This window comes from Rhodococcus qingshengii JCM 15477, from assembly GCF_023221595.1.
Lineage (GTDB): Bacteria > Actinomycetota > Actinomycetes > Mycobacteriales > Mycobacteriaceae > Rhodococcus_F > Rhodococcus_F qingshengii.
Map to the genome: position 1 here is coordinate 1 of NZ_CP096565.1, position 23,747 is coordinate 23,747.

Below are 23,747 nucleotides of genomic sequence, written 5' to 3' on the forward strand. Positions count from 1 at the left end.
TTTGGCGGATGCCCAGGTCAGCGCCGTCCACTGAAGGACTAAATACCTGTAACGGACAGTAACATTAAGTCTGTTTTGTCGGGTAGTGTTCCTCTGTTCGCATCCGCGGGGAGAGGAACTACGCAGTGGCAACAAAGTGGTTGTTGATTGAGTCGATCGGTGGCGCTACACCGTCGATCATCGGTCTGGGGAGCACTCCTCGAAAGTTCACACCGTTGGACAAATTCTTCAAAAGCAAAGATTCCCTCGACGAGGTTTACAGCGTGATTGCCGAGGTCATGGCGTCGCCTGACCGCGTAGACAGGGTAACTGCTGATGGCCGCCGGCGTGTCGTTGTGGAGCCTTTGGTGACGTTCTCAGGACGTCTGCATGGCATGTACCTATGGACTGGCGGACCAGACGAAGTCGTTCCCGACAGGGACCCGGCCGGAGCTTGGTTGTTCAACCTGACGGCGAGCAAAGCCAGCGGAAGCAACGATCTGCTCGACTTGTACGGCGTTCCGGAGGATGAGCGACATACCGAGAAAGCAATGGCCGGCGCCTTCACCCGTCTCGTGACCAATCGCGATGAGGGCGAGGCTTTGTCGAAGATCATCCACTCGGCTCCCGGAACCATTCACCAAGCGGTGTGGACAGTGAGGCGAGATGACGACGAGCTGCGTGCCGCCCACTTTTCGTGCCGAATGCTTGAAGAAATCGATCCTGCGACCAGCAGGTCAGAGGTCATTTTGCGAGGAATAACGCAAGACATCGGCCCCGCGATCGACGTTGCGGCGGCTCCGCCCCCTGTGGTTCTTGAATACCGGGTCCTCGAGGCTGCGACGGAGGAGGGGGAGTACCGAGCGATCGTCAATCTCAAGACGCTGCAACTCATTCGATGGGTAGGCGATCCGATGCCAGACTTGGCGTGGGAATCAGTGGATGACCAGGTTAAACCTGGTATGCATCCCGAGGACTTGCCTGTGGCGCTAGAGATGTCTGCGGGTTTGGCGCGGGGCAAAACGCAAGGCACCGTCCGGTTCAGACAGCTCGACGGGAAGTGGAAAGCCTGTGATGTGCGAGCGACATTGATGATGCTCGACCAGCACACCACCGCCGGCCTGGTCATGGTCCGCGCTGCTGCGGATTCGTAGCTTTTCACCAGTTGTCGATGCCGCGCTGACGCGCGCACAGTTCTGCGCGCGCGTCAGCGGCAGTCCTCCGCTCAGCAATCTGTCTGCGGCGGCGGACTGCCGCAGCATCCGGAACAGCTGCCATCGCTGCCCGGCGGCCGGGGGAGTCCTCAGTCGCGGCCAATGCGTAACGCGCACGTTCGGCCTCGAACTGCGAGGACTGTCGTTCACGTCCAGCTTTTGCCTGCTCAGCGGCAATTTGAGCGAGAACATGCGGTGAGAAGGCCAGATCCTGCTCCTTCATGAGCCACCGGATAAACGCAATCGGATGCTTTGGGTCCGGTGTCATCTTCCGTGCCTCGGCCCACGCGTCGATGGTGGAGTTGAGATCGTCAGCGGTCCAGCCGTGCGCCGCTGATTCGGCCAGTGCAGGCGCCCAACCTCGGGGGGTATGTTGACGTGCCCACGTAGGCGTTCTCGGATTACCGAGCCACTTGGATGCGAGCAACAGGCCTTTCCGGATGCCGTCAGCCTTCTCGACCTCGGACCTGGATTCCTTGCGCCGCGAAGCGGCTCGTTTATCCACAGATCGTTTTGTATTAAGTACCTCTCTACGAGAGGTAGGGATAGAAAACTGACCCCTACGGGGGTGGGGTGCCATCTGTATAGATCCTGCGACTGACATGCGGGTTTTATCCACAGGCTTACGCGGGTGCAACGCCCACACCGATGCCCAGCCACGCGACTTGTCATCAAATCTCCACGACGCCATACGTTCGCCTTTGCGGCGTAGTCGGCCACGCAATACCTCCGTGGCTACCCGAAGTAGTTTGAGCGCTTGACGGGCTCGCTGAACGGTCCGCTCTCCGAGCCCTGTTCGCTCGACGAGTGTGGCAATGGATAGACGCGAGCTGCGGCCGGAATCGAAATCAGCAGCACCGGCCATGACTTTCGCGACCGCCAACAACGATTTAAGACTGATCCCTCCGCCGGCGACACTGCCTGTCTTCGACGTCTTGACGAGCTCGGGGCGGATGCGGTTGTACTCCGCGGTATAGGCGCAGCGGACGACGATCTCGACCCAGTGCTGGGCTCCACGCCATGACGCGATACCGCTGTATGCGCCGGGCTCCAATTCGAGCGTGACCTGGCAGTACCTTCGGCAAGCTGCCTCTGGGCCACCGAGCGCGTTGACGAACATCGGGGTCAGGGAATGGCATTGGTGCCCGTGCACATGGCCAGATACAGCGCGAGGCGTACGAGCTGTGCCGTACCGACGCCGCATGGGGCTGCTACCGCAGTACGGGCGCAGTACGGATGTAGGTGCGTGTTCGTGAACAGCGACACGCGCAGGAATCATTGAAACTTCATCAGGCCACGATGTAGCCTGAGACCTGTCCGCCAAGACAGTCCCTTCGGGGATATAGCAGTACCGCTGAGAAACGAGCGTCTAACTCGAATCTCACCAACTTCGAAAAACCCTCGACCCCGCCCGGTTCGGGGGTTTTTTGTTGCAGTCGGTGCGCTACAGCTAACGATGTGTGGTTGTCACGGCATCCCCCGCCCGGGTTTGCCGTCTACGCGACGTTCGTTACGCGGTGAGCTGCAAAACCTCCTGGTCGAGTTCGACGACAAGATTCTTATGGCCAGTGGTGGCCGCCAGCAGATCTGCGACGTACTGGCTGACGGAGCTGACTCCGGCCGCCTTCCGCCGCTTTTCCAGCTCTGCGTACACCGGATCTGGAACGCGACTCACAACCCGGGTTCGATCACCCTTGCTTGGTGTGGGCATGCTCTTCTCCCTTCGGCCCGACCTTGCTCCTAGCGATGCAGTGCCAGGTTCCCGTTCATCCTGTGCCAAGATCACACAATCGTCACGGTGACACGCCGAAGAAGAACCGAACTTCGATGTTTGGGTGGAATTATGGGGAGATTTTTTAAGAATCGCGGAAGCGTGTCGCACGCGCTTGACGGCTGTCACGATCGCGCTGCCAGACCTCAGCGACCAGCTCGGGCGTGACCTTATACAGCTCCGCAAGCTGCGCAGCCCTAGCCTCGTCGTACTCTTTGCGCCCTTTTTCGATTCGTCCGAGAAGCGTCGCCGAAATTCCGAGAGCTTCGGCAGCTCGCCCTTGAGTCATGCCAGCTTGGGCGCGCAGATCACTGAGGCCAAGCTGGTCATTCGGAATCGGCACAAGGTCTGCAACGGTAAGCCGCAATTCGGCCGCAACCTTGGCTAGCAGCTCGGGTGTTGGTGCCGCACGACCCGTTTCCCATGCAGAGACGGTCTGCTCGGAGACACCAGCGGCGTCAGCCAGGTCTGCAATATTCGCCTTGCGCGCCAGTCGATAGCGCCGCAACCTGGCAGCACTAAAGCCTCGAACAGCACTCCGCGACACGCCTACTCCAAGCTCTCGAGAACCATCCCCGTGAGTCATTGTGTCGCTCCTTTACCCCGCCAACTCGCACTAGTGTTTAGAATAATAGGGTGTTATATTGGTTTGGCATAAAAGGTTGCCAAGAAAGAGTCGAGGTCAAGGGACCTATAGGCGGAAAAGGGGGGCCGTGAGGCGATTGAATGAGTTGCCGAACACAAACCACGCGGTCTACCCTGCAACGGCGTGCCCAGCCTGGGATTCCTCGGTACTTGTCGACGTCGGTATCGCTTGTAGCGCAGAAGAATTTGCACACGTCTATCTGCGTGTGCCTTCTGAGTACGGGCAGGCGATTTGGATGAACTGGTTTCTCGCAGTGCGCGATGCAACATCCCAGGTCACTCTCAGTGACCGTTCTACTTCAAGCACGAACACAAGGACTTCGGCTTCTGCCGAGCGTCGTGCTGTCTCGAAAGCCCCAGGTGCGTTGGTGATTGGCGTCCCCTCACGCACCTGGGGTTTTTTCATGTCTGCGGTGCTGCACGCACCAAGGCGACCAGACCGCAGGCCTTCGAGCCTATGCGGTGAAGTTGAAAACGCAACTAGCCGGAGGCAGTCGTGGGGAACAACTCTGCGCAAAATACCTATTCCAGCTGGGTAGAACAGGACACTCTCAAACTCGGATTCGCTGACCACGAACTCGGGCGCACTGTGAACCCTGCATGCGGCCATGCCACCCGGATCCCGGTCCGTCGTGTCTCGCCCTTCGTGGTGCTCGGCAACACGGTCCGTGAAGCACCCACCCCGCTCCTCCCGCCCGAGGACCGGGTGGGTGCGCCTTTTCGTGCACGCTGCGTTCCTCTATTCGCCAACGTCGTCCACTGCATGGGGCGCAGTCCGGGCAGCGTTTGTGTGAGCGTTCCGATTCCCGGCTTCTTCCACCGGTGCCCACTCGGACACACCCAACTCCCGACCACAACCAGATTCTTCACACGCTTCGCGGCCGACGGCGTGATCTCTGCCGCGCATCAGCTTCCCGGTACGTCCTACCGGGATTAATGGCCCCGAGATCACAACTCTCGCGGCCGGCTCATCCACGAATCCACCTAAGTGTTTGCAAAACAACACGATTGAAGGGATGTCATGAAGCAGTTCAAGAAACCACGGTCCGGTGGGCGCCATCGGTCACCGTCGACGGGTGCGGTCGCAGCCGTGACGTTGGCGGCGATGGTCGGAGCCGCCTTCGTCAATGCCGGAGTTGCGATCGCAGCGCCGACCCAGCCGGGCATCACCGCTCCGTCGCAGCCGGGCATTACGACGCCTCCGCCTGCGTCGGAGCAGCCGGGCATTACTACTGCCCCTGAGGTTCCTGCGCCGACGTCCGATCGTTCGTACTGGACTCCGCCTCCGGCTGAGTACGACAACATTCAGTGGAAGCCTTCGCCGTCGACACAGCAGTCGTCCCCGAACAATGCAGGCGATAGCAGCGGGAACTATGTAGCGCCGACGTATTACGGCGACCCGATCGACGTGGGGACACTCCATCTCCCGACCGAAGTCGAGATCATCGCTCCGATCGAAGCACCGCCCCAGATGTTGCAGCTGGGTGATTACGTCGGGCCGAAGCCCAATTGGATGTCCGACGAGTATCTCGAACGCACCAATAACACTGCATCTGTCGGTGTTTCACAGTTCGCGACATTCTGGTCCAGCGTCGGCGTCGACGTGGATCGTTCGCAACGTGTCTCGGCTGCAACCTTCGGCGGAGCCGCAGCAGGTGCCTTGGCTGCCGGAACCGCAGGGTTCACAGTGGGCGCATTGGGCGGCGGCACAGTGGGCGGTTTGATCGGGGCCGGTATGGGCGGCCTGGTTCCGCTCCCGCCGCCACTGCCGGAAGCGACGACAGGCGTCGTCGGCACGGCTATCGGTGCCGGTGCAGGTGGCTTGATTCTCGGGATTCCCAGTGCCGTGGGCGGCGCTGTGGTGGGCGGATTGACGGCGGGAGCAATCGGGGCCGGTGACACCGATGCCGAGCCTCGCCACATCGACGTGCCGAACCTTCCTGAGCCGGACGCACCTGCGATCACCTCGCAGACCAGTGACGCGCTGGCGGCGCAGGCCCCGCCGGTCGCGCAGGTCGTCACCGACGCTGTGGCGTCCGTTCCGCAGATCACCGAGAACGTCAACGCGCAGCTCACTACTGCACGTGAAACCGTCCTCGCTCAGCCCGGTGGCGATCAGGTCATCGCCGCACTCGACAACGCGGCCGTCGAAGCGAATTACGCCTTCGGACCTACCGCCGATCTGATCGGCCAAGCCCTCGGCGCTGCTGCCGCTGGAGCGACCCCCGCGTAATCACTACCGCCGCCGGGGTCGGGGCTTCGGCCCCGGCGGTGTTAGTCGAAGTTCTTTTTCTTTGCACGAGAGGAAATATCGACATGTCAGGTCAGAACTGGTTTCCACCGTTGGACCCGACCGAGTTCGCCGACGAAGTGGACACGGGAGAGCAAACCCCAGACACCGACGTACATTCCGAGCCCGAGTCCGAAAACCCCGATGAGGAATCAGAACCCGACTCCCTACTCGACCATGCCGAAACTGTTGAGAGCGAACCGGTTTCCACCGGCAACGCTCCCTCGGCAGACGAGACCGTTGTCGCTGCGGTGAGCCGACCCGCCCAACACCTCACTCCCACATTCGAACTCGCAGATGAGGACGAGACCGGACCGGCGACCGATCCGGTCGTCTCTGAGTCCGTGGGTGTTGTCCGCACGCTCCCGGTCGTCACCCTCGCTGTCAGTGATCTGAATACACAACCGGATTGGGCATCGGAATGGGAGCTGCCGGCCACCGATCCGGAACCGACACCGCCCACCCCGGATGAGGGGGAGCGGATCGGTATCCCCGAACCTCTCCCTGGATCCGACCGGGCGCGTGGCCGGAGCCGCCGCACGAAAGCCGCTGTCGGGGGAGCCGCTGCGGCCGTGCTGGCTGTCCTCGTCGGCGGTACCGCAATCGCGCTGGCCTCCGGTTCCGACGAACCGGACGCTCCAGCCTCCCTCGAAGTACCTGGAACCACTACGGCCCCGCCAGCGGCGGGGACGTCTGTCGCCGGGGCGCAGGCCGCCTCGTCCTGGTGCCCGAGCAGCGTCAAGGGTGACGTCATCAGCGGGAATGGCCCTGGCGGTACCGGATCTGGCCCTGATGCGATCCTCGGATTTCAGTACGCCTTCTACGTCGATCGCAATGCGGACAAAGCGCGAGGCTTCGCCACTCCGGAAGCTGCGGCCACCCAACTGTCGACCTTGCAAGCCGGCATCGATGACGGCGTCCCGGTCGGCACCGAGCATTGCGTTCTGATCCGCCCGTCCGGTCAGCCGGGTGTCTTCGCCGTAGAGATGGTCCAAAAAGCCGCGGACGGTGCGATCGTGCGATACGCGCAAACCATCAGCACGACCGTGCGTGACGGAAAGACGCTGATCGCGGCCATCAACGAGAGCGTAGGCACGCCGTGACGTGGGCGGGGGACTGGCTCGAGGGCGAGCCGACAGAAGACAACGAATCCGACGAGAAGCCGTCGGCAACGGTGGACGACACCGCACCGCCGCTTGTGCCCGGGTCCGAGGCAGAAGGCCCGGTCGATGAGGTACCCGAGCCAGAAGATGCACTGATTCCGCTGGCACCGCCTTCTGCTGTGCTGATCGCCGGGGTTGCCGGTGGAGTCGGAGCCACCACGACAGCGGTCGGCCTGGCGAGTGCATTGCACACCGAACTCGTCACTGCTGCCGCCGTGGATACGACCCCCGCCGGTGGTGACCTGTCCGAGCGTGGCTGCGGGCGCGAGCTGAACCCCGGCCAATGGGTCTCCGAGCACGGGGTGCTGTGGGGTCGCCGCACGCTTGGGGAGCTGAGCGGCGACGCTGCGGCGCTCGCGTCCGTTCACTCACTCCTGACCGCGTCCGGTCATTTTCCGATCTACGACGCCGGAAACCCTTTGCGTGCACAGCATCTCGCTCCGCTGCTGGCCGATGCGTCGGTCGTGATCGTCCTGGTGGTGTCCAGCCGCGGCGACTCCGTGAACCGTCTTCCCTCCGTCCTGGAATGGATCGAGAGCACCCTCGGCGCACACACGTTGGCATCGGTCGTCGTGGCCGTCGTCGAGGTCCGTCCCGGTTCGACGCCGGTGGCCGATCACCTCAGTGCCCATATGGCGGGCCGGATCGGAGCGGTGCGCCTGATCGGTCACGACCGGTCGTTGGCCGCAGGAGGACCGATCGTGACCTCGGCGATGGGCAGCGGTGTCGAGCAGGACTTCACCGCTCTCGCCGCCGACGTACGAAACCTCGGTGCAGCCGCGCCGACGCAGTGAACAAACACATCCGAAGGGAAATCCGCATGAGATATGCGAGAGGGATCACCACAGCGGTGACGGCCACGGTCGTCCTCGCACTGGCAGGAACCAGTCTGGCGAACGCCGCACCCACCTCAGGCGACTCCGCACCGATGCCCTGCACCGCTTTGGGAGTCTTCGGTGTTCAGGGGACCAACCAGTCCGCTCCGGATGCCGACCCCACCATCGACAGCGGCTTCCTCGGCATGTCGGTGATGGTGCCCTTGCTCCAGTCCGCTGCCGGTGAGGTCTCACGGATGCTCGTCCCGTACGCCGCCGACTTCGGTTGGCGGGGAGCGACGTACGAGCAGTCGATGACCGAGGGGGTCGACAAGACCAGCCAAGCGATCTCCGATTACGCCGATAGGTGCCCCTCGTCGATGATCGCGGTGACCGGATATTCGCAAGGCGCGCAGATAGCGGACACCGTCATCCGCAATATCGGCAGCGGCAAAGGCCCGATCACAGCGGACAAGCTCGCCGCCGGTGCATTGTTCTCGTCCCCGAATCGCCCGCAAGGTGCCAGCACCTTCCCCGGCGGCTCGTCCGGGCAGAGTTCACCGACACCGCCCAAGGGCGTTGCCACCTCTGCCTTGTCGGATCTGACGGTGACCACCCCGACCCCTGCTGACGGCGGCGGCATAGCCCCGAACTACGCCGCCTCGTCCGGGTACGGCTCTGTTGCCGGCCGTGTCGCTTCGTTCTGCACCGACGGCGACCTCGCATGCGCGACACCACAAGATGCGACGCTGGCCCGCACGGTCACCAATATCGCTGGGCAGCTGCACCTCGAGCAGCAGGATCCGCAGAAAACTCTGGTCGACCTCGCGGGCGCATTGGGTGGGGCGACAATTCGTACCGCCGCCGACGTCGTCAACGACGACATCAACTTCTCCAACGGCCGGTTCACCGTGCAGTCGTCCGGAAAGACCATCCTCGGGCGCCTGTCCACGAATTCCGATCCGCGCTCCGCCACTCCGGACGCGGACGCCGATGTCATCCGGGCAGTCATCAAAACCGGTGTCATGGGATTGCAAGCGGGCATCGCGGTCGCGAAGAAAGTCCTCACACTGGACACGATCGGCACCCTCGCCACCGTCGGCATGGCCAATCCCCCTGCTGCACTGGGCATCTTGGCAGCGAAAGTCGGGGACGCGGCAATGAGTTTGTTCCCGCCGTCCACCGGCACCCAGATCCAGAAGTACATCTACAACGAAGTCCAGCGCGGCATTTCCGACAACAAGGACCTGCTGAAGATGGCAACGCAGGTCAAGTACTGGGACACGGCCCGCAACCACGGCACCTACGACTCGATTCCCGTGGGAGGACAGGGGCAGACCCCGGCGAAGTTCACCGTCGAGTGGTTCTCCACCCTCGCGAAAGAACTCTCGTCCGGATCCACGTCGGCCGGGGCGAGCACCACGAAAACAGCCTCGCCGACGACTCGTCCGAGCGGGACGCCCTCTGCGGCCCCCTCGTCGTCGACGCCGCTGACCAGCTCGGTGTTCGCCACGACCTCGGCGGTTTCTCCTGAAATCGTCGGGCCGGGCGGCGCGTTCGCGCCTGCCCAGATCCCGACTCCCACTCAGGCGCCTGCCGCCGCACCGCCCGCGCAGTGATCGGTCGGCGGCGCACGGAACTCCTCTGCTGCGCCGCCGCCCAGCAAACCCCGGGACGCACTGACGTCCCACTCCAACCGAAGGGACCATCTCGTGTCAGATGACAGCAGCAGCGGAGGCGTCGGCGGTGCCATCGTCGTTGTCGGTGCCGCAGCCGTCGCGTTCCTTCTGATGATCATGGCCGTGGTGGTCGTTCTCGTTTCCGAGGACGAAGAGTGCGCTCCCGTCGAAAACGGGGGCGGGCAGGTTGCCGCTGCTGGTTCGCTGGTCAAGCCCACCAAGTCGTCCGAAACAACGGACACCTCTCCGTTCGGTCCGCGATGGGGCACCGAACACAAGGGACTCGACCGTGCGGGTCCTGTCGGTACCCCGATCTACGCGTTCATCGACGGCCGCGTTCGTGAAGCCGGTCCCGCTGACGGCTTCGGGAACTGGATCATCGTCGATCACGAAATCGAGGGCCACGTATACAGCTCGGTTTACGGGCACATGTTCGACGACGGTGTGATGGTCCGCGCCGGAGAGCAGGTCCGCGGCGGTCAGCAGATCGGGGCGATCGGCAATGCCGGCGGCTCGACCGGGCCGCACCTTCATTTCGAGGTGTGGGACGGCGGTCGTCTACCCGACGGCGCCGGTACCGCGGTGGATCCGCAACCGTGGATCGACAAGGCCGCCGAACCCGGCGAGGCTCCCGCTGCGCCCGCACCGACTTCCCCGGGCTCGGGCGATGCGGGTGATGAAGGTTCCGGGTTCGGAGGTTTGGACGGCCGACAGTTGGCGATCGCGAAGCAGATCGTCGCGGTCGGTGAAGTCATGGGCATTCCAGATCGCGGCGTCATCGTCGCGCTCGCAACCGCAAGCCAGGAATCCGGCTTTCGCATGTACGCCAACGACGGCACCGATCCTCGCCTCGAAGCCGATCAGAAGGACGTGGGCCGATCCCTGGACTTCCCACACGATGCTGTCGGACGAGATCACGGCTCCGTCAATCAGTTTCAGCAGCAGTACCCGTGGTGGGGAACGCTCGAAGAACTGATGAACTCTGCCACTGCATCACGCAAATTCTACGAAGCGCTGGCCAAGCAGAGCGGGTGGGAATCGCTACCGATTACCGTCGCAGCACAGAACGTTCAGGGATCGCTGTACCCGGACGCGTACGCCGACGACGAGCCGATCGCCACCACGTTGGCGGCCAAGTTCAAGGGCGCCGGGGCGAACATGTCCGAAGCCGAACTCGCATCCATCGCAGCTGGTGGAGCCATCGCCGTCGCCGACGGCGGCAGCGATGCCTGCAACGATCAGCAGCCCGCACCCGGTAGCGGCGGCGGCGAGGGTCCGGCCAGCGAGTTCGGACGAGCCATCATCCTGGCTGCCTCGCGCTGGATCGGTACCCCGTACGTCTGGGGCGGTGGCGACACGAACGGCCCCACCGGCGGCGGATTCGACTGCTCAGGTCTGACGCTGTACGCGGTCTACCAGGCATCCGGCGGACGAATCAGCCTGCCGCACTTCACCGGATCGACCGCAGATCCCGGACAGCTCTACGACTCACGCGGCGCAGAAGTCCCCATCGACCAGAAACAACCCGGCGACCTGATCTTCTTCGGCCCCGCCTCGAACACGCACCACGTCGGCATCTACTACGGCCTCGAGAACGGCGAAGAAATGTTGCTTCACGCTCCGACCGAAGGCCAGACCGTCACCATCGCTCCGCTGTCAGGGATGTCGGGAGAACAAATGCACGTCCGCCGCTTCGGCGCATCACAACCGCAACCGCAGGAGGCACGATGACAAACCGGACTGACCGCAGACCGATGAGGTTGACCGCATTCGCAGCCATGACCTTCGCTGTTCTCGCACTTGTCGGATGCGGCCGCAGCAATGACCACGACCACCCGATGGATGAGGGCGGCCCCACCCAATCATTGACTGTTCCCGCCGATCCCACTCTGCCGGAACCGTTTTCCTCGGTCGATCAAAGCGATCCGGAAGCCGTGATGGTCGCGGCCGCGCAAGCTCTGTTCTCGTACACCCCCGGGGCGGACACCAACCAGATCGACGCAGCGAACCGGGCAGCACCGTTGCTCGACGAGCGGTACTACACCGACAACGCGTCGTCCTTCATTGCTTTGGCACCGATCACCGGTCGCCAATGGGAGTCCTGGCGTGAGCAGAACGCGGTGGCCACGGCCACGGCGACGGTGACCGCCGACAATCACCCCGAGGACAAGCCTGCAAAGGTCTCACGAGTCGTGGCAGTGACGGTGACCGCCGTCGATGCCGGCGGCCGGGAGATTGATCGGGTTCCGTTCGCGGCGTACATGACCGCCACCAAGCTCGGTGTGTGGCGCGTGAGCGCGGTGATGGTCCGATGACCAGCGCATATGCCGATGTTCCGCGCCGCGGTGCTCCGATGCCGAGCGGTCCACGCATCGCGGGGGCTGTGATGCCCGGGACCGATGAATCCGCTCCGATCTGGGAAGGCCCGATCGAACGTGAGGCTCTGACCCCGGCCCGGCCGCTTGTCTGGTTTCTCGGAGCTACCGGAGGTGCCGGAGTCTCCTCGCTGACGCGTTCCCTCGCATACGCGGGGGACTGCCAGCGCGGCTGGCCCGGATACATCGGTGACCTACCGGGCGCGGACTCGCCGCTGGTGGTGCTCGTTTTTCGCACGACGATGCACGGCGTAGAGCGTGCTCATTCACTGCTTCTGCAACACGCCGCCGGTGGCACGCCGGAAGGAACACACATCCTCGGCGTCGTGTCCGTCGCCGACAGTGATCGCCCACTGTCCAAGCCGGTCCGGAACCGTCTAGCCGTCGTCGAGTCGCTGGCGCGCTCGCTGGCCGGTCACTGCTGGGACGTGCCGTGGCTCGAACCTTGGCGGGTCATGCCTCCTCGTGAGCTTCCCGAGTGGTCTCCGTCCTCGACGTTGCCGACCGACAAGAAAGCGGCGCGTGACCCGACGAGATACCCCGTCGCCCCGGTGATCGCTCTCCACGACCAGATCCGAGTCGCAGCAGCAGCTCGGGTGAAGGAAATCAGTTCTTCCGCAACATAACTCGAAAGGCACCTTCTCATGAACGCACTCCACACCATCAACACCTACATCCTCGCTCAGCAGCCCGCGCCCTTCCCCTCGCCTGGACAGGGCGGGGACGTGATCGACGTTCAGATGACCACTCCGCCGTCAGGCGACAAGTTTCAGATCCTGCTCGGCGTCGGCCTGTGGGCGGCAACAGCTTTCCTGATCGGACTGGGAATGATGGCCGGCGTCAAGTTCGCCCAGTCGTTCGCCGACGGCACCGCCGGACGCGGCGAAAAGATGATGGTGGTCGGTGTCGCCGTCGGCGCGATCATCACGTCCTCCGCCGCCTCGTACGTCACCTGGTTCATGGAGTGAGTACTTCGATACTGGCCGCAGGCGGCGGCATCAAGATGCCCGGCGAAGACGTCCTGGTCCCGCTCGGGCAGATGCTCGGGGTGTTCCTGTGGTTCGTCGCAGCCGGTCTGATCGTCGCCGCGATGCGCGCCGGTGTCGAAGTCGCGCACCGCTTCGACGACGGCGAAGTCACCGGCCCCGGAATCCGGCGGTTGATCGCGATCGCCATCGGCGCCATCGTCACCGCCTCCGCAATCACGTGGGCGGGATGGCTCCTCATCTAGCCCGTCTCGATTCCACTACTCACTTTGCGAAAAAGAAGGAAATCATGGCAATTCACCGTTACCGCCTCGTCGGCGCCCTCGTCGCCGCAGCTCTCGCGCTGTCGGTGGCCACCGCGTGCGGATCGTCGCAGGAGGACCCCGGAACCGGCACCGCGGCGGTCGACACCAGCGCAGCGCCGCAGCAGGTGCAGTGGGAGAGCTACCGCGGTGTCGCTGTCCCTGTCTCCGCTGTCGACGGACCGACGAGCGTTTCGGCGAAGATCCCGTTCGGATACAGCCGAACACCCCAAGGGGTGGTGATGGCCGCCATTCAGGGCCAGAGCCGTCTCGCACTCGCACCAGACGAGACCTGGGCGCAGACCGCACAACTGCTGACCGCCCCTGGCCGGGGCCGTGACGCGTACGCCGTGGCGCGGGTGATGACCTCCATCACCACCGAAGCCGATCCTGCTCAGACAGCCCAGTTCGCCGGATTCCGCATCGAGGACTACAGCCCAGACCAAGCCGTGGTGTGGCTGGCCACACGGATGCCGGACGCTGCGCTGTCTGCGTCGCCGACCTCGCTGATCTGGCAAAACGGCGATTGGAAGATCACTCTCCCTGATCCGCAGCCCGAGACCTCCGAAGCTGCGCCCACCGATCCAGTGCCGTTGGCCTCGCTCGACGGATACACCGCCTTCTCCTACGCCGACTGATCTTCCCCCGACTTTTCAGGAGCCACCCGTGAGTAACCGCACCGAACCCCGCGAGACCACAGAAGGATCGCGCCTTCGCCGCACCGGCGAGTGGTTGGCGACCAGCCGCACGACCGGGATCGCCGCTGCCGTGTTCTGCGCGCTTCTCGCTGTGGTCGTGGCCGTCGCCGTGTTCATCGCCGTCACCCGCGACGACGATTCCGCCGGCGCCGGCGCCCCCACTGCCACCCAGCCGCCCGCGACGGCACCAGCAAAACCCGACAGCGGCACTGCATTCGGCGTTCCGTCGGCGGATCTGTTCGGCCGCGTGATCGCCAACCCCGTCAACCCGCGTGGTCAGGCGTTGCCGCAGTCGTCGGCAGATCGCCCCTCGTTCAAGGAAGGTGACCCGGTCCCCGCTCCGGAGGGGTTGATGTGGCAGCAAGTCGGTCCGTTCATCCTGCCGTTCTCGACCTCCGACGGTCCCACTCGAGTAGATGGCCCATTGGCCACGGGTTTCGCTCGCACCCCTCAGGGCGCTGCGCTCGCTGCCTGGCAGATCAGCATGCGGACGGTCATCGACCAGGAATCACTCGATGCGGTCTTCGACAACCAGATCGAACCCTCGACACGGGGGAACAAGGCGTCGTGGGCGCCGAAGAAGTGGATCGACTGGAGCCAGTTGCCCCCTCAGTACATCCCGGCGGCATTCAAGATTTCCGGTTGGAGCGCTGACAACTCGTTCGCAGTCGTGGAGGTCGCGGCCCGCGACAAGACTCCGGGCTCCTGGTTCACCACTCGCTTCGAGGTCGTCTGGCAGGACGGTGATTGGAAGATCCGTCGCCCTTCCACCCAGCTTCCGCCGCAGACGATCACTTCGCTGACGGGGTGGACCCAATGGTGAAGCGTCTGTCTGCGATCGCGGCTCTGCTCCTGGCCGTGCTGGTCTTCGGGCCGGTCGCGCTCGGGCATGCCCAGCCCCCGGCAGATGATCCGGGCACTTCGGAAACCGGACAACCGCCGGCTGACGACGACATGTATGCCGGTTGCCGCGACGTCGGTGACTCCGTACCGGTCGTCGGTGGGTTCCTCGAGCGGTTCTGCGACTTGGGCACTGCTGTTGCCAATCCACAGGACGCGGCCGGCGAGTTCGCCGACGGGATGTGGAAATCGGGCGTCGGCAAGGCCGCCGAAGTGTTCCTCGACGGTTGGAAAAAGGGCATCACTTTCATGCTGACGTGGTGGATGACCAACTCGGTCACCGGCGCGGTCGGAAACAGTGACACCGAGAACACAGTCTGGCAAGTGCACCAATTCTTGCGAATATTCCAGATAGCGGCGTTCATGATCTCGGTCGGGATCTCCGCACTCAAACTCGCCTGGGCCAAATCGCGTCTGGCACAGCAACATGCCGAAGAAACGGCAATGATGTTGACCCGCACGGTGTTCGCGTCCTGGACTCTGGTTCCGCTCATCCTCGCCGGTGACGAACTCTCCCGAGCAGCGGGTGTGTGGCTGGTTCAAGCGATGGTCGGAGAGAACATCGACGAAGCAGCGAACAAACTCCTCGCCGTCGCCGAAGTCGGCCCTCTCCTGGGTCCGGGCTTGATTTTCGTCTTCGCAATCTTGGGCATCGTCGGAACCGCCGTGCAAGCGGTGTTCATCATGATGCAGATCGCGATGCTGCGCCTGGTCCTCGGATGGGCACCGATCGCGGCCGCCGCATCAGGAATCGGCAGCGCCGGAATGCAGGCCTGGACCAAGCTACGGAATTGGGCGGTGGTGTTCGCACTGTTCCCGTTCGTCGCTTCCAGCGTGTACGGGATCGCTTTCCTCTCGGCCGCCGGTGCTACCGACGCACAAGGTGTCTTCGCCGGAATGATCCTGCTGACACTCTCGTGCCTGACGATGCCGGCGTTGGCGAGACTGATCGTTCCGGCGATGGGTTCGATGGCCGGCGGCAACGGCGGCGCGGTGCTGGGCGGCATGCTCGCCGCGACCGGCGCGAGTATGGGCGCTTCGATGATCCAGTCGATGTCCTCCTCGGCTGAACAGGATTCCGGGTCCTCCTCGTCGTCGAGCGTTCAAGGCGGCCCGAGTACGGAACCGACCGGCTCCAGCACGCCCTCATCGGGATCGAGCTCACCGGCGCCCTCGGGCGGTGGCACAGAAGCCGCATCGAGCGGTCCGTCCGGAGCAGCGACCGCGAGCGGTTCGTCCGGAGCAGCGACCGCGAGCGGTTCGTCCGGAGCAGCGTCCGGAGCAGCATCCGGCGGTGCAGCTTCCGGCGCGGCCGCGGCCGCTGGTCCGGTCGGCGCGGCCGTCGCCGTCGGGCAGGAAGTCTCCGACCGGATCGGCAGCGCTATGGGCGCCGTCGCATCGACGATCGGCGACAGCGCCTCCGGAGCAAGTGGGGGAGCGGACGTTCCGGACGAGCCGCAAGGTGGGCGGTCCGGATGAGCGCACACCGCACCGCACCGTTTGACCTCATTGATTCCATCCTCAAGGAGCAGCTATGAGCACCGAAGCACCGGCCCGCCCCAACACCTACGGCGGTCTTCACGAAGCCCCTTCGACGTACCTGTTCGGTGTGTCGAAGAAAATGTTCTACGTCTTCGCCTCGGGCATCGTGGCCGGCATCGTTGCACTGCTCGCCGGGTTCTTCATCTCAGGAGCGGTGATCCTCGGCGTAGTGGTGCTGACCTGGGCGCCGCTCGCTGCACGCATCGGCGGTAAGTCAGGGTACGAATTCGCCACTGAACTCACCGGGTGGAGCAAGCAACGTCGGCGCGGCCAGCACATCCTGCGCGCTGGTTCTCTCTCGAACGCGCCCGGAGGCCGAACCCGAGTCCCGGGAATCGGCGCTCCGATCGAAATGTGGTGGGGAATCGACAAACTGGGCCGACGATTCGGAATGAGTCATCTACCGAAACTGCATCAGTACACGATCAGGCTGCGTTGCTCTGTGCCCGGATACAAGGGTGTCGAACAGGGTCAGGTCGACCTCGACGTCGCCAACTGGGGCGAGTTCATCAACCTCAGCGGACAGACGCCGGACATCGAAGCGATCGCCACCATCATCGAAACCCTCCCAGAGACAGGGGCGCGGCAAGACGCGGAAATCACGCGACTGTGCAAACCCGGCACCTCTGAACTCGCACAAGCGGTGGTCCGCGAATCGGGCACCGGCGTACGTCACGGAATCCAGTTGCACACCCACATGGCGCTCACCTTCACCGCGAACACGGAAGCCAAACGCAAGGATCCGATGGCGATGATTGCCGATCTGGCAGAACGTCTTCCGTCGATCTGCGCGAACCTCGGCACATTCCGCGTGACCGCTGTCCCGATGTCCGATCACGAAATCTCCGCAGTCGTGCGCCGCGCATACGATCCCCGCCCGGTTGTCGAAGCCGAGGTGGAATCGTCACTGCGCAGCGGAGAGATGTACGTCGACTGGCTCGATGCCGGCCCGATGACGGCCGAGGAAACCAAAAACACCTACTTCCACGAAGGCGCGGCCTCGCGGACCTGGGTGATGAACGCACCCCCGTCCGGTGCCCGCAACGAACGGATTCTCAAAGCACTTCTCGAAGGTCACGGCGACGTCCCGCGCAAGCGCGTGACACTGATTCACCGGCCGATGTCCCCGGCCGACGCCGTGAACGCAGTCGAAAGCGGCTACGTCTACGCAGTCGGTGAACGCAATGCCCAACGCGGTATCGGATCGGTCCGCGCAGACCTCAAGGTCAAGGCAGCAGACCGTACTCGCGTCGAGGTCGGCAACGGTGCCGGCGCGACAGCGGTCTCGCTGATCGTCACCGCGTCGGCAAGTACCGAAGCCCAGCTCGACATTCAGGCCGACACGATCGAATCCCTGGTCGCCGGGTGCTCGACGAAAGTACGGCCCGCATGGCGATACCAGGCAGCGGCATTTCTCTCGGGCGTCGGAGTCGGGGTCTATCTCCAAGACCACGCAACGACGGCGAAAACCTTGCAGGCCTGAACCGGCCGACCACCACCGACAGGAGAAAACGATGAGTTTGATGTTGCGCCGCCGGATCGCAGACCTGACCGGCACGTACGAACCCGGACGCAAGAAGCAGAATGCTTCCCTACGCGATCCGATGGCAGCGGCACGCAAACGCCGCCAGGCAGAGGAAAAACAACGCATCGCAGACGAGAAGGCAGCAGCGAAAGCCGCCGAACTCGCACGCGACCCTTCCCGAACCGAACCGAAATGGCGCCGCGCCCCCAAACTCACCGACCGCGGTTTCGCCGGCCACGGCGGCGGCAAGATGGGCGTCGTACCCAAGCCGCCGGAGTTCCGCGGCACCAGCGTGCAGGCATGTGGGCTCTCCCCGTGGGTCGTAGGCAGCACCTATCCAATGGTCGGAACCCCACTCGGGAAAGATCCCGACGGCATCTCGTTCCACTACGACCCGATCACCGCCACCTACCGTTCACGCCGACAGAACACCCCCAGCGTGTTCATGCTCGCCCTCCCCAGTAACGGCAAGTCCACGGTGGGCCGCAAACTCGTCAGCGGCGGCATCGCCCAAGGTCACATCCCGTTCGTGTTCGCCGACACCAAACCCGACTTCACCAAGGAAATCGAAATCATCTGCGGCGATCGCGGCAAGATCGTGCGCCTGGGACACGGCGAGGGGTACCTCAACCCGCTCGCGATCGGAGCTCTCGGGTCGGTGATTCCGCTGCTCGCGGACTTCCCCGACTTGCAGAAGAAAGTGATCAAACAGGTTCACCAACGCCGCAAGCGAGTGATGCAGTCACTGTGCGAAATCGAGCGCGGAACAGCGCTGACACAGGCCGAACGCAACATCATCACCGCGGCGCTGCGCCTACTCGAAAAGGACCCCCGTTTCGGATACGACAACCCGCCGCTGATCTCGGATCTGCTCACGTTGATCGAGAACCCGCCGGAAGAGTTGATGCGCAAGGCGTACACCCGCGACAAGGACAAGTACCTCGCCAAGGTCGAATCCCTCCTCGAGACATTGTCCGCGCTGCTCGACGGCGATCTCGGTGAGGTGTTCTCCCAGCAGACGACCACCCCGATCGACTTCACCGGCGAGGATCGACCGACCGGTGTGTGCGTGGACATTTCAGCGCTCAGCCACGGTGACACCAAGCTCGAAGCTGCGGTGATGGCCGCATGCTGGGAGGACGGATTCGGCGCCATCGAAGCCGCACACGTCCTCGCCGATTGCGGACTTCGCGACCGGTTGCTCTTCCTGGCAGTGCTCGACGAATTCTGGCGAGTCCTCGCCGGCCCCGGAATGGTCAGCCGCGTCGACGCCCTCACCCGCCTGACCCGCACCGTCGGAACGGCGCTGGTGATGATCACCCACACCGTCAAGGACCTCGAATCGCTCGAAATGGACTTCGACATCATGAAAGCCAAGGGCTTCATCGAACGCGCCGGAGCGTTGATCGTGGGAGCCCTGACCTCGGACGAGATGGACAAACTCGACTCCATCATTCCGTTCACCCGCGCAGACAAGGCATGGGTCTCCGCGCTGTCGTCCCCAGCCGGCTACGACGCCCAACTCGAAAAGCCAGGACCACCCCCAGGCCGAGGGTTTTTCCTGCTCAAACAGGGCACCGAACGCATTCCGGGGCACCGTTTCGAGACCGTCCTGACCCCCACGGAACTGAAATACCAGTGGCACGACACCGACAGTCGGTTCGTCGACGCCACCGACGCCGGATACGCGGCACAGACAGCGAAGGACAATGCGGCATGAGCGGCAAACGCAGCACCCGCGGCAACCGCTACGGAGCAGAGGTGCGCAGTGCCACAGTAATTTTGGTCGACAAGCTGCGCCCTCAGTATCCGTCTCTGTGGGCGACCATCGAGCGTGTCTCCGCCGATACCGGGATCCACACCTCCACCGTGCGGGCATGGCTACGGCAGCGGGAAGGCGCGGACGCCGTGAAACCGCAACCGTGCGCCCCGGATTCCGAAATACATTCCCTCCGCGTCGAACTCGAAGCACTACGCGAAGTGAACCGTGGACTGATCGCCGCGAACAGAGGCCTGTAAATGACGCATATCTTTCTTTACAGCACCGCCACCGAAGTCGGTGAGCCGTCGGCCGCATTGCAGAGTGCGGTACAGAAGATGCACGACCTGGTCGCCGACCTCGAAACAAAACACCGATTCGTTGCAGTACAAGGCCATTCACACACCGTCATCCCCGCTCAAGTAACGGGAACATCGTTGACGGGCAGACCACGTGCCGGTTACGCCGTCACGTTGACCACCGTCGTCGAGATACCGACGGACAACACGTAGATCCGAAAGTTGGTAGTAAAAACCATGTTTCGACGAATACTCACTTCCCCCGCCAGTGCCGCCGTCGACAGTAACGGAGATCAGTCATGAGTAAGGGTTCTGTGCGTGATCCCAGTCAAGGTGACGTGGCGTTCGAGGTGCTCGGTGTGTGCGCCGGGATCGCGGTTGCCGGCGTCGTCGGCGCCTCCGTCGCGATGCAGTTCGGCACCGAGCAGGATGTTCCGGTCAATCCGATGGCGATGGTCGCTGGCCTGATCAAGGGCGATCTCGTGTGGGAGTCCGGTGCGAGCGTAGTGGCGATTGCCTTTGCCTTGGCGTTGATCGTGCTGGTCGCAGTGGGCATGTGGTTGTTGATCCTGCGCAAGCGGGACAGCACCCGCGTCGACGAGCTAGCCAAGTACATGGGCCGCGGTCGCGACATCGCTTCGTTGACGGAACAGGCATGCCGGGCGAAAGCCGAATCCTTGCAGGTGCGGCTCCGTCCCGACGACGTTGTCGGCATCCAGCTCGGGTACCTGTTGCTGCCGAGCAAGCCGGTGTTCGGGTCGGCCCCGATGTTGCGCGGCAGCTGGGAGGACCTGCACGTCGATATTTGGGGTCCTCGCACCGGTAAGTCGACCAGTCGCGTCATCCCCGCAGTTCTCGATGCTCCCGGCGCAGTCCTGACGACGTCGAACAAGCGTGATGTCGTCGACGCGACCCGCGACGTTCGAGCAGCAATGGGCTCGCAAGTCTGGGTGTTCGATCCGCAGAGGGTCGCCAATGAGGAACCGAGCTGGTGGTGGAATCCGCTCACGTGGGTGACCGACGAAGTCAGGGCCGCCGATCTGGCCGATCATTTCGCCTCCGGTGACGACGGACTCGAAGCGAAGACGGACGCGTTCTTCGATCCGGAAGGAAAGGATCTGTTGGCGGCACTGTTCCTGGCTGCGGCACTCGATCGCCGCCCGATCACACAGGCATATACGTGGGTCACGGACGTGCAGAACCAGGAAGCGGTGAAGATCCTTCGCCAACATGGGTACGGATTGCAGGCGGACGGCCTGGCCGGGCAGTACAACGCGCCCGACAAACAACGCGGCGGTGTGTTCGGTACTGCCAAGAAGATGATCCGCTCGCTCAAGATCAGGACGATTCATCCCTGGGTGACGTCGGACAGTTTGACCGATCCGCGGCCGCATTTCGATCCTCGTGAATTCGTTCGTTCCGGAGGCACGCTCTACAGCCTTTCCCGCGAGGGCAACGGTTCGGCCGGCCCACTGGTGACTGCGTTGACCGTCGCCGTGATCGACGCGGCCGAAGAAATCGCGACTACCTCGCCGAAGGGACGTCTGCCTGTTCCTCTCGTCGCTCCTCTCGACGAGGTGGCCAACGTCGTGCGCTGGTCCAAGCTGCCTAGCCTCTACAGCCACTACGGTTCACGCGGAATCATCATCATGGCCATCTTGCAGTCCTGGTCACAGGGTGTGGAGGTGTGGGGCGAACGCGGGATGAAGAAACTGTGGTCGGCGGCGAACGTCAAGGTCTACGGCGGTGGTGTCGCCGTCGATGACGGGGTGTTCCTTCGGGACATGTCCACCGCGATCGGTGACCATTGGGAGATCACCGGGTCGGTCACAGCCTCCTCGCAAGGCCGATCCACTTCCAAGCAGCGCACCAAAGTTCGTACGTTCACCGAATCCGAACTCGAAGCACTGCCACGTGGCCGGGCGATCGTACGTTCCTCCGGCAACCGGCCTGTGATCGTACGGACGGCGCCGTGGATGGCCGGCCCGCACGCCGACCAGATCAGGGCGTCAATCGAAGCCCACGATCCGGCAGCCCCGGCGACGTTGGCGGAAGCAGAAGTAGGGCTGTCCGAATGGCTCAAGCCAGACCACGCCGGGGCTGCGCGTGAGGCGGTGTCGCTGTGACCGCGCCGTTCGAGCCACCACCGGAGGACGATTTCGATCCGGGTGAGGCTGACTATCTGCCGCCCGATGATGCGGACTATCCACCCCCATCCGCGTACACGCCCCTCAGCGGGAGAGATGAACCGAACGTCGAAGCGCCGCTGAGCGAGAACCTCGAGGCGATGGTCGGCAAGGCAGTTCTCAAACGCATCCAGAAGGAAGCCGACGCGATCGCCGAAGCGAAGTGGGCGGAAATCCTCACTCCGGAGCTGTACGCGCGACTCGAAGCCGCGGCAGCGGCCCGGTTGCTGGCGCAGCTCGAGATTTCACTCGCCAATCCGGAACCGGAGCCGGAGCCGGAGCAGCCGGCAGAACCGGAACTGGTGTTCGGATCGGTAGAGGAGTTCGTGCGCGAACGCATCGCCCCTGTCTATCGGCGTGAGGTGATCGAGGGGACGTCAAGGAACTGGTGCACGCAGTGGTGGAAACACGCCGAAGCTATCTCCCGGTTGGAAGCCCTGTGGCGCGCATGGGAGCGTCTGCGCCTGGATCCCTCGACCGGGATGAGTGTGTGGTGGCGCGATCACGCCGACCACCACATGGCACAGCTATTCGATCCAGAGGGCACGTTCAAAGCGTGCTCGGTCCGCAGCGGTCATGCCGGCGGCGACTTCGCGATCGTGCCCTTGCCGACTGAACCCGCACCGTCGTCGATGTTCCCCGACATGCGTCTCTCCCCTGAATCCGCGCCCACAGCGGCGTCACCCCACAAGGAAGGCAACAACTGATGTCAGAGCACGACGAAATCGGTGAGGTCAATCAAGAACTCACGCGCATGTTCCGGGTCGGCTTGCAGTCTGCGTCCCGTCTCGCAGAGCAGATGGGTCGCGCACGGGAGAAGCAGATCCGCGACGCCGAAGCCAAAAGCGTGCAGGCGGCCCGCGAACTGCGCGAACGGCTCGTCGCCGAACGCAGCGCGATCGAGGCGCAGCTACGTCCGGTGATGACGGACCGCTGGTGGGAGGACGCTACCCACGCGCAGATCGCCGACAGCTGGCAGCAGGCCCGCGGCTGGCAGGACCACTCGCAGCCCGCGGCCGACGCCGCAGATCGCATCCGCAAGGAAGTCCAGACCCGGTACGGAATCGACGCGGGCGCCCCCGGGATCGACCCCCGAGAAATCGAGAACCTGCTCCAAGCAGCCGAAGAAGCCAAGCGGGCCGCTGCCGCCGAACAGGAACTCGCCGAACGCGAGAACGTGAAGGCCTCCGAGTTGATGGCCGAAGCCGATCGGCTCGACAAGACGGCGACGGAAGCCGAAGGTACGCCGGCCGAAACTGAAATCGTCGAAGACGCAGACGCTCATCGCGCAGCCGCAGAAGCCGAGTACGACTCAGCCGAACGGCGCGATGCCCTCGCCGCCGACATGAACGCCGGAGGAGTGGACAAGGAAACGATCGGCGCCCGGATGACGGCCGATCTCGACCAGGCCAAGCATCCCCGAGGAGCGGTGCAGACCGGGACTGGTAAACCGCCGGTCGCCAGGAAAGGACGTCCGAGCAAGGGCCGCAGCCAGGAACGCCAACACGCCGGCAGATAGCCGACCACCCCGCGATCTACGAAGGAGACCGACCGATGTGGCCGTTCAAGCGACGAACAGCGCAGCAGAAGACCGACACACCATCCGAAACGAGCCCGCC

At 63.8% G+C, this 23,747-nt stretch carries 24 protein-coding genes; 21 read left to right on the forward strand and 3 right to left on the reverse strand.

The genetic code is table 11. The features are described 5' to 3' along the window. Nucleotides 1-125: 125 nt before the first annotated feature. Nucleotides 126-1,133 (forward strand): GAF domain-containing protein, encoded by a 1,008-nt coding sequence (locus tag M0639_RS30070; RefSeq protein ID WP_019750057.1) that lies wholly within the window; start codon nucleotides 126-128, stop codon nucleotides 1,131-1,133. Between the two features lie 4 nt (nucleotides 1,134-1,137). On the opposite strand, the gene M0639_RS30075 is transcribed toward M0639_RS30070, so the two are convergent. From M0639_RS30075 to M0639_RS30085, 3 genes are all read right to left on the reverse strand, one after another. Continuing rightward, nucleotides 1,138-2,313, reverse strand: coding sequence for a hypothetical protein (locus M0639_RS30075; RefSeq protein ID WP_064075280.1), 1,176 nt, complete (start codon nucleotides 2,311-2,313; stop codon nucleotides 1,138-1,140). Between the two features lie 390 nt (nucleotides 2,314-2,703). After that, nucleotides 2,704-2,904: a hypothetical protein gene (locus M0639_RS30080; protein ID WP_020971495.1), complete on the reverse strand. Its 201-nt coding sequence runs from the start codon at nucleotides 2,902-2,904 to the stop codon at nucleotides 2,704-2,706. A 145-nt stretch (nucleotides 2,905-3,049) separates the two neighbouring features. Then, nucleotides 3,050-3,550 (reverse strand): helix-turn-helix transcriptional regulator, encoded by a 501-nt coding sequence (locus M0639_RS30085; protein ID WP_031332243.1) that lies wholly within the window; start codon nucleotides 3,548-3,550, stop codon nucleotides 3,050-3,052. A 555-nt stretch (nucleotides 3,551-4,105) separates the two neighbouring features. On the opposite strand from M0639_RS30085, the gene M0639_RS30090 reads away from it, so the two are divergent. From M0639_RS30090 to M0639_RS30185, 20 genes are all read left to right on the forward strand, one after another. Beyond that, nucleotides 4,106-4,546, forward strand: coding sequence for a hypothetical protein (locus tag M0639_RS30090; RefSeq protein WP_064075281.1), 441 nt, complete (start codon nucleotides 4,106-4,108; stop codon nucleotides 4,544-4,546). Nucleotides 4,547-4,630: 84 nt separating this feature from the next. Continuing rightward, nucleotides 4,631-5,842: a hypothetical protein gene (locus M0639_RS30095; protein WP_064075282.1), complete on the forward strand. Its 1,212-nt coding sequence runs from the start codon at nucleotides 4,631-4,633 to the stop codon at nucleotides 5,840-5,842. Between the two features lie 83 nt (nucleotides 5,843-5,925). After that, the gene (locus M0639_RS30100) at nucleotides 5,926-7,002 is read left to right on the forward strand and encodes a DUF8176 domain-containing protein (RefSeq protein ID WP_064075283.1); all 1,077 of its coding nucleotides are present in this window, start codon (nucleotides 5,926-5,928) and stop codon (nucleotides 7,000-7,002) included. After that, entirely contained in the window at nucleotides 6,999-7,856 is an 858-nt protein-coding gene (locus M0639_RS30105) for a hypothetical protein (protein ID WP_064075284.1), read from the forward strand. The genes M0639_RS30100 and M0639_RS30105 overlap by 4 nt, the downstream gene beginning before the upstream one ends. Before the next feature lie 26 nt (nucleotides 7,857-7,882). After that, a complete protein-coding gene (locus M0639_RS30110) occupies nucleotides 7,883-9,496 on the forward strand; it encodes a cutinase family protein (protein WP_064075285.1) in 1,614 nt (537 codons plus the stop codon). Nucleotides 9,497-9,589: 93 nt separating this feature from the next. Next, nucleotides 9,590-11,287, forward strand: a complete 1,698-nt coding sequence (locus tag M0639_RS30115) for a peptidoglycan DD-metalloendopeptidase family protein (protein ID WP_082893286.1) — start codon at nucleotides 9,590-9,592, stop codon at nucleotides 11,285-11,287. Continuing rightward, nucleotides 11,284-11,871 (forward strand): hypothetical protein, encoded by a 588-nt coding sequence (locus M0639_RS30120; protein WP_223304546.1) that lies wholly within the window; start codon nucleotides 11,284-11,286, stop codon nucleotides 11,869-11,871. Before M0639_RS30115 ends, M0639_RS30120 begins: the two co-directional genes overlap by 4 nt. After that, complete coding sequence (locus M0639_RS30125; RefSeq protein ID WP_019750046.1) at nucleotides 11,868-12,557, forward strand: hypothetical protein; 690 nt, start codon at nucleotides 11,868-11,870, stop codon at nucleotides 12,555-12,557. Before M0639_RS30120 ends, M0639_RS30125 begins: the two co-directional genes overlap by 4 nt. A gap of 18 nt (nucleotides 12,558-12,575) precedes the next feature. Beyond that, on the forward strand, nucleotides 12,576-12,899 hold the full coding sequence (locus M0639_RS30130) for a hypothetical protein (RefSeq protein WP_019750045.1): 324 nt from the start codon (nucleotides 12,576-12,578) through the stop codon (nucleotides 12,897-12,899). Continuing rightward, nucleotides 12,896-13,162 carry a hypothetical protein gene (locus M0639_RS30135; protein ID WP_064075286.1) on the forward strand — a complete coding sequence of 89 codons (267 nt, stop codon included), beginning with the start codon at nucleotides 12,896-12,898 and terminating at the stop codon, nucleotides 13,160-13,162. The genes M0639_RS30130 and M0639_RS30135 overlap by 4 nt, the downstream gene beginning before the upstream one ends. Nucleotides 13,163-13,206: 44 nt before the next feature. Next, entirely contained in the window at nucleotides 13,207-13,857 is a 651-nt protein-coding gene (locus M0639_RS30140; protein ID WP_064075287.1) for a DUF8175 domain-containg protein, read from the forward strand. 28 nt (nucleotides 13,858-13,885) lie between these two features. Then, nucleotides 13,886-14,740: a DUF8175 domain-containg protein gene (locus M0639_RS30145; protein WP_020971506.1), complete on the forward strand. Its 855-nt coding sequence runs from the start codon at nucleotides 13,886-13,888 to the stop codon at nucleotides 14,738-14,740. Next, nucleotides 14,734-16,296, forward strand: a complete 1,563-nt coding sequence (locus M0639_RS30150) for a hypothetical protein (protein ID WP_064075288.1) — start codon at nucleotides 14,734-14,736, stop codon at nucleotides 16,294-16,296. The genes M0639_RS30145 and M0639_RS30150 overlap by 7 nt, the downstream gene beginning before the upstream one ends. A gap of 55 nt (nucleotides 16,297-16,351) precedes the next feature. Continuing rightward, nucleotides 16,352-17,842: an SCO6880 family protein gene (locus M0639_RS30155; RefSeq protein ID WP_019750040.1), complete on the forward strand. Its 1,491-nt coding sequence runs from the start codon at nucleotides 16,352-16,354 to the stop codon at nucleotides 17,840-17,842. A 31-nt stretch (nucleotides 17,843-17,873) separates the two neighbouring features. Beyond that, on the forward strand, nucleotides 17,874-19,604 hold the full coding sequence (locus tag M0639_RS30160) for a hypothetical protein (RefSeq protein WP_019750039.1): 1,731 nt from the start codon (nucleotides 17,874-17,876) through the stop codon (nucleotides 19,602-19,604). Then, nucleotides 19,601-19,903 carry a hypothetical protein gene (locus M0639_RS30165; RefSeq protein WP_020971508.1) on the forward strand — a complete coding sequence of 101 codons (303 nt, stop codon included), beginning with the start codon at nucleotides 19,601-19,603 and terminating at the stop codon, nucleotides 19,901-19,903. The genes M0639_RS30160 and M0639_RS30165 overlap by 4 nt, the downstream gene beginning before the upstream one ends. Continuing rightward, nucleotides 19,904-20,155 carry a hypothetical protein gene (locus M0639_RS30170; RefSeq protein ID WP_019750037.1) on the forward strand — a complete coding sequence of 84 codons (252 nt, stop codon included), beginning with the start codon at nucleotides 19,904-19,906 and terminating at the stop codon, nucleotides 20,153-20,155. It abuts the gene before it with no gap. An 86-nt stretch (nucleotides 20,156-20,241) separates the two neighbouring features. Further along, nucleotides 20,242-22,068, forward strand: a complete 1,827-nt coding sequence (locus tag M0639_RS30175) for a type IV secretory system conjugative DNA transfer family protein (RefSeq protein WP_064075289.1) — start codon at nucleotides 20,242-20,244, stop codon at nucleotides 22,066-22,068. Continuing rightward, nucleotides 22,065-22,835: a DUF4913 domain-containing protein gene (locus M0639_RS30180; RefSeq protein ID WP_064075290.1), complete on the forward strand. Its 771-nt coding sequence runs from the start codon at nucleotides 22,065-22,067 to the stop codon at nucleotides 22,833-22,835. Before M0639_RS30175 ends, M0639_RS30180 begins: the two co-directional genes overlap by 4 nt. Beyond that, entirely contained in the window at nucleotides 22,835-23,647 is an 813-nt protein-coding gene (locus M0639_RS30185; RefSeq protein ID WP_064075291.1) for a hypothetical protein, read from the forward strand. Before M0639_RS30180 ends, M0639_RS30185 begins: the two co-directional genes overlap by 1 nt. Nucleotides 23,648-23,747 lie beyond the last annotated feature (100 nt).

Coding starts and splice junctions, on each gene's coding strand:
- M0639_RS30085 (WP_031332243.1), bottom strand. CDS start 3,550: ATGACTCACGGGGATGGTTCTCGAGAGCTTGGAGTAGGCGTGTCGCGG.
- M0639_RS30100 (WP_064075283.1), top strand. CDS start 5,926: ATGTCAGGTCAGAACTGGTTTCCACCGTTGGACCCGACCGAGTTCGCC.
- M0639_RS30110 (WP_064075285.1), top strand. CDS start 7,883: ATGAGATATGCGAGAGGGATCACCACAGCGGTGACGGCCACGGTCGTC.
- M0639_RS30175 (WP_064075289.1), top strand. CDS start 20,242: ATGAGTAAGGGTTCTGTGCGTGATCCCAGTCAAGGTGACGTGGCGTTC.
- M0639_RS30140 (WP_064075287.1), top strand. CDS start 13,207: ATGGCAATTCACCGTTACCGCCTCGTCGGCGCCCTCGTCGCCGCAGCT.
- M0639_RS30130 (WP_019750045.1), top strand. CDS start 12,576: ATGAACGCACTCCACACCATCAACACCTACATCCTCGCTCAGCAGCCC.
- M0639_RS30155 (WP_019750040.1), top strand. CDS start 16,352: ATGAGCACCGAAGCACCGGCCCGCCCCAACACCTACGGCGGTCTTCAC.
- M0639_RS30165 (WP_020971508.1), top strand. CDS start 19,601: ATGAGCGGCAAACGCAGCACCCGCGGCAACCGCTACGGAGCAGAGGTG.
- M0639_RS30150 (WP_064075288.1), top strand. CDS start 14,734: ATGGTGAAGCGTCTGTCTGCGATCGCGGCTCTGCTCCTGGCCGTGCTG.
- M0639_RS30080 (WP_020971495.1), bottom strand. CDS start 2,904: ATGCCCACACCAAGCAAGGGTGATCGAACCCGGGTTGTGAGTCGCGTT.
- M0639_RS30185 (WP_064075291.1), top strand. CDS start 22,835: ATGTCAGAGCACGACGAAATCGGTGAGGTCAATCAAGAACTCACGCGC.
- M0639_RS30075 (WP_064075280.1), bottom strand. CDS start 2,313: ATGTTCGTCAACGCGCTCGGTGGCCCAGAGGCAGCTTGCCGAAGGTAC.
- M0639_RS30170 (WP_019750037.1), top strand. CDS start 19,904: ATGACGCATATCTTTCTTTACAGCACCGCCACCGAAGTCGGTGAGCCG.
- M0639_RS30095 (WP_064075282.1), top strand. CDS start 4,631: ATGAAGCAGTTCAAGAAACCACGGTCCGGTGGGCGCCATCGGTCACCG.
- M0639_RS30120 (WP_223304546.1), top strand. CDS start 11,284: ATGACAAACCGGACTGACCGCAGACCGATGAGGTTGACCGCATTCGCA.
- M0639_RS30160 (WP_019750039.1), top strand. CDS start 17,874: ATGAGTTTGATGTTGCGCCGCCGGATCGCAGACCTGACCGGCACGTAC.
- M0639_RS30125 (WP_019750046.1), top strand. CDS start 11,868: ATGACCAGCGCATATGCCGATGTTCCGCGCCGCGGTGCTCCGATGCCG.